Source organism: Streptosporangium sp. NPDC003464 (assembly GCF_053588315.1).
The window spans coordinates 21,360-34,022 of the sequence record NZ_JBSFPS010000084.1; the positions used below are offsets into that span (position 1 = coordinate 21,360).

Annotated in this window: 15 protein-coding genes and 1 pseudogene; 8 read left to right on the forward strand and 8 right to left on the reverse strand. The window is 72.5% G+C overall.

Annotated features, from left to right (window positions below; translation table 11 throughout):
* Nucleotides 1-87: 87 nt before the first annotated feature.
* The 4 genes from ACWDS7_RS20035 to ACWDS7_RS20050 all read left to right on the forward strand — a co-directional run bounded on the left by ACWDS7_RS20035 (nt 88) and on the right by ACWDS7_RS20050 (nt 2,361).
* Nucleotides 88-369: a contact-dependent growth inhibition system immunity protein gene (locus ACWDS7_RS20035; RefSeq protein WP_451930479.1), complete on the forward strand. Its 282-nt coding sequence runs from the start codon at nt 88-90 to the stop codon at nt 367-369.
* A 69-nt stretch (nt 370-438) separates the two neighbouring features.
* On the forward strand, nt 439-678 hold the full coding sequence (locus ACWDS7_RS20040; RefSeq protein ID WP_451930480.1) for a hypothetical protein: 240 nt from the start codon (nt 439-441) through the stop codon (nt 676-678).
* Nucleotides 679-979: 301 nt separating this feature from the next.
* Nucleotides 980-1,819, forward strand: a complete 840-nt coding sequence (locus ACWDS7_RS20045; protein ID WP_451930481.1) for a hypothetical protein — start codon at nt 980-982, stop codon at nt 1,817-1,819.
* Nucleotides 1,820-1,875: 56 nt separating this feature from the next.
* A complete protein-coding gene (locus ACWDS7_RS20050) occupies nt 1,876-2,361 on the forward strand; it encodes a hypothetical protein (protein ID WP_451930482.1) in 486 nt (161 codons plus the stop codon).
* A 9-nt stretch (nt 2,362-2,370) separates the two neighbouring features.
* Here ACWDS7_RS20050 and ACWDS7_RS20055 read toward each other — a convergent pair.
* Nucleotides 2,371-2,582 (reverse strand): annotated as a pseudogene (locus tag ACWDS7_RS20055) (transposase family protein); the annotation flags it as partial.
* 292 nt (nt 2,583-2,874) lie between these two features.
* Between ACWDS7_RS20055 and ACWDS7_RS20060 the strand changes: the two are divergent.
* From ACWDS7_RS20060 to ACWDS7_RS20070, 3 genes are all read left to right on the forward strand, one after another.
* Nucleotides 2,875-3,267 (forward strand): DUF1622 domain-containing protein, encoded by a 393-nt coding sequence (locus tag ACWDS7_RS20060; RefSeq protein WP_451930483.1) that lies wholly within the window; start codon nt 2,875-2,877, stop codon nt 3,265-3,267.
* Nucleotides 3,260-3,502, forward strand: a complete 243-nt coding sequence (locus ACWDS7_RS20065; protein WP_451930484.1) for a hypothetical protein — start codon at nt 3,260-3,262, stop codon at nt 3,500-3,502. The genes ACWDS7_RS20060 and ACWDS7_RS20065 overlap by 8 nt, the downstream gene beginning before the upstream one ends.
* A 135-nt stretch (nt 3,503-3,637) precedes the next feature.
* Nucleotides 3,638-4,249 carry a TetR/AcrR family transcriptional regulator gene (locus tag ACWDS7_RS20070; RefSeq protein WP_451930485.1) on the forward strand — a complete coding sequence of 204 codons (612 nt, stop codon included), beginning with the start codon at nt 3,638-3,640 and terminating at the stop codon, nt 4,247-4,249.
* A 145-nt stretch (nt 4,250-4,394) separates the two neighbouring features.
* Here ACWDS7_RS20070 and ACWDS7_RS20075 read toward each other — a convergent pair whose 3' ends face one another.
* Nucleotides 4,395-5,411, reverse strand: coding sequence for a hypothetical protein (locus ACWDS7_RS20075; protein WP_451930486.1), 1,017 nt, complete (start codon nt 5,409-5,411; stop codon nt 4,395-4,397).
* A 31-nt stretch (nt 5,412-5,442) separates the two neighbouring features.
* On the opposite strand from ACWDS7_RS20075, the gene ACWDS7_RS20080 reads away from it, so the two are divergent.
* Nucleotides 5,443-6,696 carry a flavin monoamine oxidase family protein gene (locus ACWDS7_RS20080; protein WP_451930487.1) on the forward strand — a complete coding sequence of 418 codons (1,254 nt, stop codon included), beginning with the start codon at nt 5,443-5,445 and terminating at the stop codon, nt 6,694-6,696.
* Here ACWDS7_RS20080 and ACWDS7_RS20085 read toward each other — a convergent pair.
* The 6 genes from ACWDS7_RS20085 to ACWDS7_RS20110 form a co-directional block, all read right to left on the reverse strand.
* Nucleotides 6,666-7,844, reverse strand: coding sequence for a cytochrome P450 (locus ACWDS7_RS20085; RefSeq protein WP_451930488.1), 1,179 nt, complete (start codon nt 7,842-7,844; stop codon nt 6,666-6,668). The two genes, ACWDS7_RS20080 and ACWDS7_RS20085, sit on opposite strands and share 31 nt — an antisense overlap.
* Before the next feature lie 5 nt (nt 7,845-7,849).
* Nucleotides 7,850-8,614 carry an SDR family NAD(P)-dependent oxidoreductase gene (locus tag ACWDS7_RS20090; protein WP_306858809.1) on the reverse strand — a complete coding sequence of 255 codons (765 nt, stop codon included), beginning with the start codon at nt 8,612-8,614 and terminating at the stop codon, nt 7,850-7,852.
* Nucleotides 8,614-10,005, reverse strand: a complete 1,392-nt coding sequence (locus ACWDS7_RS20095) for a JmjC domain-containing protein (RefSeq protein WP_451930489.1) — start codon at nt 10,003-10,005, stop codon at nt 8,614-8,616. The genes ACWDS7_RS20090 and ACWDS7_RS20095 overlap by 1 nt, the downstream gene beginning before the upstream one ends.
* Nucleotides 10,002-10,796 carry a SagB/ThcOx family dehydrogenase gene (locus ACWDS7_RS20100; RefSeq protein WP_451930490.1) on the reverse strand — a complete coding sequence of 265 codons (795 nt, stop codon included), beginning with the start codon at nt 10,794-10,796 and terminating at the stop codon, nt 10,002-10,004. Before ACWDS7_RS20100 ends, ACWDS7_RS20095 begins: the two co-directional genes overlap by 4 nt.
* A 32-nt stretch (nt 10,797-10,828) precedes the next feature.
* Nucleotides 10,829-12,097: a YcaO-like family protein gene (locus ACWDS7_RS20105; RefSeq protein WP_451930491.1), complete on the reverse strand. Its 1,269-nt coding sequence runs from the start codon at nt 12,095-12,097 to the stop codon at nt 10,829-10,831.
* A gap of 22 nt (nt 12,098-12,119) precedes the next feature.
* Nucleotides 12,120-12,663 (reverse strand): TOMM precursor leader peptide-binding protein (locus tag ACWDS7_RS20110; RefSeq protein ID WP_451930492.1); only part of this gene is annotated, 544 nt, incomplete at its 5' end.

A 12,663-nucleotide genomic window follows, 5' to 3' on the forward strand; every position in this document is an offset into this window, starting at 1 on the left:
CGGGCCGATGAATGCCGCGGATGGAAGGGGCTGTGAGCGTGCCACGCAGAGCGTCCTCTCACCTTCAGGGGTGACCACAGTCCTACAGTGGAATCCTTTGATGTCGAACGGGTGCCACATCGTTACCTACCACCCAAGTCCGTGATGGGAATGGAAAAACTTCAATACCTCGCACAGGCGTATCTCCGTCAGGATTATGATCTGGAGGCGGAGAAGCCTCTTCAGATCTTGATGGAATTCCGAGGCAGCGAACTTCCTGAGATGGTCGCAAAATTGAGAAGCGCCATGGAAAGGATGTTGAGTTCGGGCGCGGGCAGCGTCGGAGAATATCTCGGCGGGTGGCGATCCTCAGGGGATCGGCTAGCCTAACTGCTGCGGGAAGGAAAGCTATAGCCATAGGCCGCCGACATGAAAGCCGCCATCTGAAGAGAGACCTCAGTGAAGATTGAATTGACAGACGATCAGGCGCTCGTCCTGTTCGATTGGATGAACCGTGTGATGCATGAGGAAGATTTCTCGGTTCTCGTCGACGATCGCGCAGTTTGGTCTGCTCTGTTGAGAATCAGCGGGACGCTGGAAACGCAATTGTCATCGATCTTCGATTCTGCTTATTCCGAACAGCTGGATGCGGCCCGCCGGCGGCTAATTGGCGAGCTGGGGGAATTTGGCGAACGATGAAGTGACACACGTGCCGTCATGACCTGGTAGCCGGCTATGACGACAACGTCAGCGGACGGCTGATGGGGCGGTGGATCTTCGGGGCCATCGCCCTTCTCCATGAGTGCAGCAATGAGCCCTTTCCATCGTGATGGTGCCGCTCACGATGGGTGTGGAGGGAGCCGGAGCCCCGGCCCGGTCGGCAGCGCCGAGGCAGCCGTGCCGACGCCACTCGAAGGGACGATCGACTGCTCGGGACGCCGGAGACGTCCGGATACTGTTCGTGCTCAGCGCGGACAAGAGCAGGGATGAGAGGAGGACGGTGAGCACGTTGTCGGGCCTGGCCGTCAACCCCGCGCTGCCGGCGCGCCTCATGCTCCGCATGCTCCAGCCGGAGGTGACGGCTGGCGCGCTGCCGTATCTGGCGTGGCGGGCCGACCTGCCGGAGCAGGTGGTGAAGGCCTTCGTCGGCCACCACGACGCCAAAGTCAGGGAGTGCTTCGCCGGTAACCTCCACGTCCCGGCCGGGATCCGATCCAGGCTCGCGGGGGATCCTGTTCTCCGCGCGCGCTGGGCCCTGGCCGAAGGTCCGCAGTGGCACCGCTTCCAACCCCGGACCACGCCGTTGACCGATGCCGCCTACGACCTCCTGGCCCATGACCCGTGCATCGAGATCCGGTGCGAGCTGGCCCAGAGTCGGCAGACTCCTGTTCCCGTCCTGACCGTGCTGGCGGCAGATCCGGAACCTGAGGTGCGAAGAACGATGTGTTCCGGCTGGAACCTGCTTCCCGCACCTGTCAGAGCGGCCCTCCTGGACGACAAGGATCCGTCGGTACGGCGGGCGGCCGAACTGAAGGGCTACCCGGAGCGGCCGGGACTGCTCGACAAGATCCTCGCGAGTGGCGACGCGACGCGGGTCGTGGGCGAGGCGCCGCTGCCCAGAGCGATGGCCGAACACTATGCCCGCAGCAGTGACACCGGGCGCCGCCGCATGGTCGCGGAGAACCCGCACCTGGACCGCGATCTGGTGGAGGAGCTGTCCACCGACCCCGACCTGAGGATCCGCTTGAGGGTCTCGCTCCGCGCGGAACTGACCGAAGCCGAGCGTGCGGCCATCGACTACGACTCCGAGCCGTACCGTGTGCGCGTCCCGCTGCCGTGAATCCGCGACTGTTTCGCCGATGCCTCCGCGATGGCCCGCCACGCGGAATCGGCCATGTGGTGCTGCGCCGCAGCGTCGCCTGCAATCCGGACCTCGAGCCGGTCCTGGTCGAGCGGCTCGCCCGCGATGACGATCGAGCGGTCCGGCTCCTGCTGGCCGAACATCATCCGGACGCGCCCGCCGACCTGCTGCTGCGCGTGGTCCTGGACGGCGCCGGGTATTCGGAAGGCGACCTGACCGACAGACCGCGCTTTCCACGAGCGGATCTGGCCCGCTTCGCCGACTCGCCGCGTCCGGGCGAGCGACGCCTGGTCGTGCTGGATCCACGGACCCCAGCGGACGTCATCGAGCGGCTGAGCCATGACGAGGAACGCAGCGTCCGGATCGCCATGGCCCGAGACGCACGACTGCCCGTCACCCGGATGCCGGCGCTCCTTGACGATTCCGACGAGCAGGTCGCGTTCTCGGCGGCCACCAACCCCGCGCTACCGGTGGAGGCCATGGCCCGACTCGTCCAGACCGCCGACAATATGGATGAGTGAGCCCTTTCGTCCCGGGTGGCGGTCGGCTTCGACGGCCTGCACGACGAGGAACGCTTGCACGATCGCGATGGCGCGACGAGGACAGCAAGGGAGTCGGGACCAGCACCTTCCAGGCCTTCAAGGTCGCAACAGCGCGCTCGCCTCCCAGCTCGGACGCGGGCATGAGCACGGTTGACGGACCGCTGATGGCGCGACAGGCGAGGCCGGTGGCGCTTGAACGGCACACTCCGACCGATGCCGCCACACGGTCGGGCGACCCTATGGTCCTGGAGTGCCAGAGCCTCGGTGAGTGGCACCATGTGTCACCCCCATCCCATAGCGGGTGCCGTTGACATCAGCCACAGAGCATCGAAGCGCCTTTCAAGGGGCGGCGGGGTTCGCTGGCCTGGGCGGCCACCGCGCGGTGAGCGCCGTCCTCGCCCAGCGTCAGGACGTGCCGCGATGCCAGGCCGTGAGCCGGCGGTCCCGTCGGTGGTCCGGCTTAGGCCCGCGATCACCGGGTACCAGCAGCACATGCTTGACCTTCTGCCCGTGGAGACACTCCGGGAGGTCGTCGACCTGCTCGTCCGTCTCGTCGAGGCGGCCGGCGCGATCGTCATCTTCGCCGGTGCGGCCGTGGCCTTCGTGCGCTTCCTCCTGGTCGCCGTACGGCGGCGCGACGATGACGGGTTCATCGCCGTGCGGCTGTTCCTGGGGCGGTTCCTCGCGCTCGGTCTGGAGTTCCAGCTCGCCGGCGACATCCTGCGCACGGCCATCTCGCCGAGCTTCACGCAGATCGGGCAGCTGGCGGCGATCGCGGCCATCAGGACCGCGCTGAACTTCTTCCTGAGCAAGGAGATCGAGCGGGAGGGACGTACGGTGAACGGAGCCCATCCGCGTCCGGCCCCCGGTGCCGGAGGTGGCTGAGCTCGTCCGCGCGGCCGCCACCCTGGTCGCCGCCATGGGACTGGTCGCGGCGGTCGCCGCCCTGCTGTCCGGCGGCGGCCCCCGGGGGGCGATGGCGGTGCTGCTGGACTTCCTCGTCGCGGCGGGGCTGCTCCGCCTCTCCTTGGCGCAGACGTGGACGGCCATCGCCGTGGCGGCGCTCACGATCGCGATCCGCAAGGTCGTCGTCGCCGGGTTCTCCCTCTCCGCCCGCTGATCCTCCGCCCTCCGGCACGTCCCGCCGCGCCGTCCGGTGGCGTGGCCCCGGCCCTCATCCCGCGCGGACGTCCGGCGGCACTGTCTTACACAAACGACCAAGACGATCGTCTCGGACTTGGGTAGGCTCGCGGACATGGGAAACCGTGAGGATCTGCTGGCCGGAGCCAAGCGCTGCCTGTACGAGAAGGGCTACACGCGCACGACCGCACGCGACATCGCGGCGGCCTCCGGCGTCAGCCTGGCGGCCATCGGCTACCACTTCAGGTCCAAGGAGGCGCTGATGAACACGGCGCTCTTCCAGGCGATGCAGGAGTGGGGCGACGAGATCGAACGGGCTCTGACCGCCGACGCCGACCCCGGCGCCACGCCCGCCGAGCGCTTCGCGGCCACCTGGGACCGGGTGATCGCCTCCTTCGCCACCCACCGTCCGGTCTGGGTCACCCAGTTCGAGCTCATCGCCCAGATCGACCGCCTGCCGGAGATCCGCGAGCAGCTCGTCGCCTCGATGGACGCCGCCCGCCTCGGACTGGCCGAGATGTTCCGCAACGTCGGCGCCCCGGCGGGGGAGGCGGGCGGCGACAAGGACGCGCGGATCGTCGGCTCGCTCTACCAGGCGATGCTGAGCGGGGTGCTGGTGCAGTGGCTGGTCGATCCGGAGCAGGCCCCGTCAGGCCGTGACCTGGTCGACGCGCTGCGGATCGTCGGCGACGACATGGGTACGGCCCCGACGGCCCGGGAAGCCTGAGCCGCCGGCCCCGGCCCGGAGTCCGCCTCCACAACCGTCTACCGGTTCCGCTGACAGTCCGCGGCCGGCCGCGCCGGTCCCGCCGTCCGGCCTACTCCTCCGGGTCCCGCTGTCCGGCCTGCTCCTCCGGGTCCCGCTGTCCGGCCTACTCCTCCGGGTCCCGCTGTCCGGCCTGCTCCTCCCCGGTCGGCCAGAAGTAGAACGTGAGGGAAGGACGCCGCGGGTCACCGCCGACCGCGATCAGCCCCAGCCGCACCCTGACCCCGCGGGTCGCCATCGCCTCGCGCAGGCGCAGCAGCGGGCCGAGGTCGTGGCCGAAGGCCCGCTGCAGGGAGCCGAGCAGCTCCGCCACCCCTTCCGGGCCGTCCCAGCCCCAGGCCGCGCAGAAGAAGAAGACCTTCTGCCGGGTCCCGGTCCCGTCGTGCGAGAGCTGCAGGAACAGCGACCGGTCGGCGGGTCTCGGCCGTGAGGCGGTGACGAACAGGTCGTGCAGCCGCCTGGCGGGCAGCAGGTCCGGATGCGTCCCGGCGCGGTCGCCGAAGGCGCGGTCCGGGTCCGTGGGGAGCCACTTGTAGGTCTTCCAGGCCGTGAGCTCGCCGCCCGCCAGGTCGTAGCCCATCACCTCGACGGCTCCGGGGAGCCGGCAGCCGTGCAGGTGCTCGGCCTGCCTGAGGGTCTTCATCCGCAGCGGGAACCTGGCGGCGAGCTCGTCCGGGCCGAGCCAGCCGGTCCTGAAGTAGACCGTTCCGCGCCTGCGGCCCCCGGTGCCGTAGCCCAGGCCGAGCATCAGCGGGGCCGGCAGGTCCGCCGGGGCGCCGGCCAGGTGGGTCCGGAACAGCTCCAGCAGGCAGGCGCTCTGCTCCTCGGTGGAGCATCCGGTGACGGAACGGGCATGCGCCAGCGAATGCTCCCAATCCTCGGCGCGATGCTCGACCATGTCGATGACGCAGCGCAGGGTGGGGGCGCCCTGCTCGCCGAGTTTCAGGGAAACCTCAACCGGCACGGCGGAGCCGGTGAGAATGGAGTGCCGGCGCGGCTCCCCGGTGATCCGGAGCAGCTCGGCGGCGGTGGCGCCGGCATCGTCGCGGACGCCGAGCCGTACGGCGAGGTCGCCGAACGCGGCGGCCAGCCGCGCCGTCGCGGTGAGGTCCATGGAGGCCACGGTTGTCTCCTCGGGGCAGGGGGGAGCGCTTGTGACAGCCGAGACAGCCGACGTCGTGATCGTCGGGGCCGGGGTCGCCGGACTGGCCTGTGCCCGCCGGCTGTCCGCGCGGGGCTTCGACGTCGTGGTGCTGGAGGCCCGGCACGCGATCGGCGGCCGGGTCCGCACCTTCCGGCCGGATCCGGCGGAGGCGGTCGAGCTGGGCGCCCAGGTCGTGCACCCGGCCGGCTGCGACGACTTCGACGATCTCCTCCGCGAGGCGCGGATCGGCACCGCGCCCATGGAGACGGGCACCGAGCTCGTGGTCGTGGCCGGGGGCGTGCACCGCGGGGCCGCCGCGCTCGCCGCCCGGATCCGGCCGCTGCCGTGGGCGGTGGAGGCGGGGCTGTACGCCTCGCGGCCGCTGTCCGGCACGGTGGGCCGGGGGCTGTCCGGCCTCGCCCCGCCCGCCCGCGCGCTGGCGCGCTGCTGGATGGAGCAGGTGGTGGGGGAGGACCCGGCGCTGCTCGACCTGGCGGAGACCGCGGCGACCTACCACGGCCGCGGGCGGGGCGGTGAGCGAGTGGTCGTCGGGGGGTTCGACCGGTTGGTCCACGCGCTGGCCGAGGGGCTGGAGATCCGTACGGACTCCCCGGTCGAGCGGTTGCGCTGGGGCCCGGACGGGGTGGAGGCCGCGACCGCCTCCGCGGTGGTCCGCGCGCGTGCGGCCGTGCTCACCCCGCCCCCGCCGGTGGTCGCCGGCGGGGACCTCGCCTTCGATCCGCCGCTGCCCCGGCGCAAGACCGACGCCGCCGCCGTGCTCGCCTCCTGCGACGCCGTCGCGGTCGTCCTGGTCACCGCCCGGCCGGCGCCCCGCTCCGCGTGGCTCCTCCTGGCCGATCCACCCGGCGGGCTCTGGACCAGCCGGGCCGGTTCGCGCGTCACGGCCGGTCACGTCAAAGGACCCTCGGCGCGGCTGGCCCGGCGGCCGGGCTGGGAGGCCGACCTCCTCAGGTCGCTCGGCCCCCGCCTGGGGGAGGTGGACGACGTGCTCGTCACGGACTGGGGGCGCGATCGGTGGTCGCGCGGCGCCTACAGCGTGCCGGTGGCCGGCGCCGGGGCCGCCTCGGCCGTGTGGGCCGAGCGGCTCGGCGGGACCGTCTTCTTCGCCGGGGAGGCCTCGGCCCGGCCTGACCTGCGCGGTCTCGTCCAGGGGGCGCTGGCCAGCGGGGAGAGGGCGGCGGGCGAGGTGGCGCTCGGCCTGTCCGGCGGGCCTCATGACCAGCGCAGCGGCAGCGAGGCGTAGCCGCGGGGGACCGCGCCCGTACGGCGGGCCGGGCCCGCGCCGCCCGGCCGCGGTTCGGCCGGGCAGCCACGGACCGCCGCGATCAGCAGCCGCGCGAACAGCCTGACGAGGGGCGCGCCGAGACAGGAATGCGGACCCGCCCCGAAGGAGAGGTGCGGGTTGACGCGGCGGCCCAGGTCGAGCCGGTCGGGGTCGGTGAATTTCGCGCCGTCGCGGTTGGCCGCCCCGAGCAGCGGCACGACGCCGTCACCCCGCCGGATCGACCGGCCGCCGATGACGAGGTCCTCCCCGGCGGTGCGGGCGGTGAACTGGATGGGCGGGTCGATTCTCAGCAGCTCCTCCGCGGCCCGCCGCGCCGGCGATCCACCGGCGTCCGCCAGGTCGCGCCAGCGCCCGGGCTCGGCCAGCATGGCGGCGACGGCGTTGGTGATCATGTCGCCCAGCGGCTCCACCCCGCCGACGACGAGGAGGCCCGCCGTGGCCATCGCCTCCGCCGGGGCGAGCAGCCCTTCGAGGTGTCCCCGCGCGAGAACGGTGAACGCGTCCGGGCGGGGGACGGTGCTCCGGGCGAACAGGTGGTCGGCGAACCGGTCGCACATCGCCGACATCGCGGCCTCCCCGTCCCGCGCCGGATCGGCGAAGGGGTCGAGGTTGCCCGCGACGGCGTCGGCCCAGCCGCCGAAGTCCGCGAGATCGTCCTCCGGCAGGCCCAGGAAGCCGGCGAGCACCCGGACCGCCAGCGGGCGGGCGAAGTCGGCGGCGAGGTCTATCTCCCGGCCCGCGAGCGCCGCCTCGCGCACCCGCAGCACCCACGCGCCGACCAGCGGGGCGAGCCAGCGCTCGTGCTCGCGCAGCGCCCCCGGCCGGAACGCCGGCGCCGCGGCCCGCCGCAGCCTCGTGTGGTCGGGCGGGTCGGTGTTCAGCATGGAGGTGGGCAGCGCCGTGCGGCGCTGCCGTAGCCGCTGCCCCTGCCGCGCGGAGAAACGGGGATCGCACAGCACGGTGAGGCAGTCTCGGTGCCGGGTGAGGAACCACAGCCGGGCCCCCGGCACCGGATGCACCGGGTCGTGCTCCCGCAGGGCGCGGTAGGCGGGGTAGGGGTCGGCGAGGATCCCGGGGTCGCGGGGATCGTAGGCGGGCGCTGTCATCGGCGTCAGTGCATGGTCAGGCCGCCGTCGACCGTGAGTACCTGGCCGCTCATGAACTCCGATTCCGGAGAGCAGAGGAACAGCATGGTGCCGACGAGGTCGCGGGGGTGCTGGTGCCGTTTCACGGACTGGTACTGCAGGATCTCGTCCACCGCCTCCCGGCCCGCGGGGCTGAGCGGCCGGTCGGGGAGGTCGGGGACCACGGCCCCGGGGGCCAGGGCGTTCACCCGGATCCCGTGCTCGCCGTATTCGCGGGCGAGTGCCTTGGTCAGGCCGATCACCCCGGACTTGGCCGCGATGTAGTGGGCCATGTTGGACAGTCCCGACCACACGAGGTTCGTCGCCACGTTGACGATCGCGCCGCGGCCCTGCTTCCGCATCACCGGCAGCACCGCCCGGCTGCACAGGAAGACGCTGTCGAGGTTCAGGGCGAGCACCCGCCGCCAGGCGTCGTGGTCGATGTCCTCGAACGCCACGTGCGGGTAGCTGCCGGCGTTGTTGACCAGCACGTCGACGGCCCCGAAACGGGCCAGCACGGTGGCGGCCATGCCGGCGGTCTGCTCCGGCGAGGTCACGTCGACGCCGAGGGGGTGCGCGCGTTCCGAGCCGGTCCGCTCGTTGAGCCAGCCGGCGAAACCGGCTGCTCCCTCGGCGTCGACGTCGCACACGACGACCCGGGCGCCCTCCTGGACGAGGGCGGTGCAGTACCACCGCCCTATGCCGTTGGCCCCGCCGGTGACGATGACGACGCTGTCGTCCAGCCTGCCCATCAGTTCCTCTCCTGGTCGTCGTCCGGCTGGTAGAACATCAGCCGGTTGCCGTCGATGTCGTGGGCCTCCAGGAAGCGCGCGACGCCCGTGACGGCGCGCATCCGGGCCGGTGGGGTCCTTCCGTCACGGTCGAGCAGCCCGCGCGTGTGCTCCAGGTCGTCGACCCGGAAGTCCAGCACCGCCCCGCCGCTGACCCCGGCGGTGGGGATCTCCGACAGGCCGATGCTCACCCCGGGCACCGGGGAGGTCAGCTCGATCCAGCCGAACTCCGGGATCGCCGCCAGGACCCGGCAGCCGAGCACCCGGCCGTACCACTCCGCCGCGGCCCCGGCGTCGGCCACGGTCAGCACGCACTGCAGCCTGCGCTCGCCGGAACCGCCGGCCGCCGGAGCCTGCGCGGCCATCCGGGCGGCGGCGCTGGCCGGGGCGGCGCTGACCGGGGCGGCGGAGGCCGCCGTCGCGATCAGATGGTCGTCCAGCGGGAGCGCCCTTAGCTCGTCGATCAGCTCCTCCCGCCGGTCCAGCAGGAAGCCGGCCGCCCCGCCGTCCGCCGGCAGCCCCGAGCGCCACGCCTCCCGCTCCTCCAGGCGGCCCCGGACGGCGGCGGTGAGGAGCCCGAGGACGTCCACGGGCGCGAAGGCGATGTTGACGGCGAGGGAGTGTCCCACCGCCTTCGCGCTGTGCCAGGTCCCCGCGGGCAGGCACAGGACGTCGCCCGGGCTGAGCAGGACCTCGGCGAACGCCTCCTCCTCGATCTCCGGGCGCTCCCACGGACGGACCGAGCTGGGGGCGCGCCCGATGTAGCGCACGCCGCCGCCCTCGTCGGCGAAGGCGTTGCCGCGGGGGAAGGGGACACCCGGCGCCCGCGACAGGCGCCACCGCTTGTGCCCGTCGAGCTGGAGCGTCGTCACGACATGGGCGTCGAAGTGGGTGTTGAAGCCGTAGCCGTGCGGTGAGAGGTAGCACTTGACGCCCATGTCGCCGTGGTGGCCGAGCTCGCGCTTGAGCCGGGCGGCCAGGTCGGCGACGCGGGGGGCGGCCCGCTCGACGGGCTCCACGCAGACCGAGGCGCCGCGTCTGAGATGGCCGGCCACGTCGGCGGCCTCCACCGCGACGTGCGCCCCGGCGGCCCCTCCGTCGCCCTCCCGGTCGCCGCTGACGCGGATGAGCAGGCCCAGCTCGTTCTGGCGGCCCATCGCCTCGCGCAGGTCCGCCATGGTGAACAGGTCGTCGAAGCGGCCGGCGGGCCCCTGGACGTGCAGCGGCCTGCGCTGCCAGTAGGCGGTGCGGAACACCTCGGGGTCGAGCGGGTGCACGAGCGAGGCCAGCGCGGAGGCACCCTCCCGGGCCGGCCCGTCAGCGGTGACGCGCAACGGCCACGGGCCGGTCATCCCGGTTCTCGCGGGCCGAGGAGAAGGCAGTAGACGACCGACTCGTGCAGCCCGTCGAAGCCGAGCCGGCCGTCGAGCTCGCGGTCGAAGTAACCGCCGACGGGCACCGCGGCGAGCCCGCGCCCGGACGCGGCGAGCACCGCGTTCTGCACGACGTGCCCGGCCTCGATGAGCACGAAGCGGTAGCCGCGCTCGCCGTATTTGAAGGCGGAGCGGTAGAACACCGCCGACACCAGCACCACGGCCGGCGCCGCGGCGACGAGGTCGGACTGGACGAAGCAGCCGCCGGCCTCGAACTCGCCCAGCTCGTGGAGCTCGTGCGCCGCCGGGTCGTAGTGGTAGAGGCCGGGCACCAGGCCCGACACCTCGCGGGCCCAGAGATAGAGCTCCAGGGGGTAGAGGGCGCCGCCGGACGGGGCGGCGCGGAAGGGACGTGGATACCGGCCGTCGGCGTTGGGCCGCGTCACGCCGTAGGCGCAGCGCAGGATCTTCGACACGTCCGGCAGCCCGACCGGCCCGGGACCGAACCCCCGGGCCGACTCGCGGCCGGTCAGTGCCTCGTCGAGGCCGATGACGGACGGCGGGAGGTCGTACGGCAGGGCGATCCGGGGACGGTCGTGGTACGGCTTGGCCTCGCGCAGCCGGTTCATCATCGCGACGACCGTGCCGTCGGAGGGGTGCCGGTCGAAGTAGAGGTGCGGTGTGGCCCGGGTCGTCTTGGAATTCTCGTGATAGCTCTCCCAGACGGCATCCTCGCTGTCCTCCAGCAGGAACGCGTCGACCGGATGCATGGCTGCCCTTCCTCGTCGGGGGATTTCCCTCGTCAGGGAAACGGGTGGGGATGGGGGTTGTCGTCGCCGGGGGACCAGCCGGGGAGCGCCGCCAGCCGCCGGCCGCCGGTCGCCCGGTTGGAGTGCCCCATGTGCAGCGGATGCAGGCCCGCGACGACCACCCGCACGACCGACAGCCCCAGCTCCGCGATGTCGGGCGTCGTGAGGTCGCACGCGATCACGTCCTCGCCGGCCGCCGCCACGGCCGCGACGAGCGCGCCGAGGGAGCGGTCACGGCCGGGGGAGAGGTCGAGATCGACCTCCTCGGGGGAGTCCCAGGCGAAGCGGGCGTATTCCTTCGACTCCTGCGGGCAGTAGTAGCGCAGATGGGCCCGCTGCCCGTCGACCGCGGGATGACCGGCCTCCACCTCGACGGGGAGCGGCGGCAGGTAGTTCATCACCTGGACGGAGAACTTCCGCGTGTGCGCCAGCTCCTCCAGGCTCTTACGGCAGGCGACCTCGGCGTCCGGGTGGGAGGCGGCGGCGAAGGCGAGCGCGGGCGAGGTGCGGGTGAAGCCCTCGGCGATCGTCATGACGGACGGGCAGCCGATGTCGGTGCCGATGTCGACGATGTGCACCGCCAGCCCGACGGCCTGGAAGCGCCGCACGAGGTCGGTGAGGGAGTCGGGCAGGCTGTCGTGCCTGATCCGGGGACGGCTCAGCCGTCCCTGCCACATGAGCGTGAACGCGTCGCGCTCGACGACCTCGCACAGGGCCGACAGGGTGGCCTCCTCCGGGGAGGAGCCGCAGGCCAGCCCCGTGGAGATGGGCTGGGCGATCGCCGCGTCGGCCCGGTAGTGGTAGGGGACGTAGACGAAGGCCGCGGGGACGAGGACCTCGTCCCCGGTGACCAGGGAGCGCCCCGGCGTCCAGGCCACCCGGGTGCCGGAGGTGAACGGCTTCCAGGGGAAGCCCGGCGCGCCGTGCTGCTCCGGGCGGTAGAGGGCGTAGGAGTCAGGCGGGGTGGCGGGCCGGTCGAGCTCGGCGTAGGACGCGATCAGGAGGTCGTCGTAGGAGAAGCAGGCCGAGCAGTAGCGCTCGACCGCCTCGCCGACGGCCTTGGCCAGCGCCCTGCGCCGATCCGTCGCCGCCCCGCCGTTGTTGCCGAAGTTCTTCAGGAAGCCCAGGGCCTCCGCGGAACAGGCTTCGGACAGGTAGTGGACGAAGCGGGGCTCGTCGTCGTCGATCCGGAGCTCGGTGATCTCACGGACGATGCCCGTGCGGGGGTCCACGAGATCGGTCCATGCGTCGAGCAGGTCCATCCACCTCTCCTATCGGGCGGGTTCACTCCGCCAGCTGGGAACCGTGAGTGATCACGGGTGCGCCCTGCCGGGCGGTCCCGCTGCAGTCGGGGCAGCGAGGGACGCGCAGCACCCGGCGGACGGCCGAGTGGAACGGCACCAGGCTGACCTCGATGACGCGGCCGCACGTGGTCACGGGCAGCCCGGCGAGGTGCTTGACGGCTTCGGTGGCCGCGATCTCCCCGGCCACCGCGGGTATCGAGGGGAGGAACCCGGCGCCGGGCGAGGGCTGGGCGCGCAGCAGCGCGTGGGCCTCACGCCACACGTCGTCGGAGTCGGCCCGCAGGAGATAGCAGCGCAGGCACGCGGTGTCGAAGGGATGGGTGAGCGGGCCGACCCGGATGACGAGGTCGTCGATCCAGACGGGCAGCAGGACGGCGCGCGCGTCCAGCGCGCGCCGCGCCACCTCGGCGAGGGCGGGGTCCGCCGGGCCATCGGCCGCGGCGCACCAGAGATCCCAGCCGTCCTCGCCGGCCGCCCTCGGCCTGGACGCCGCCGCGGTGGCTGAGGTGCTCGGCCAGGCACCG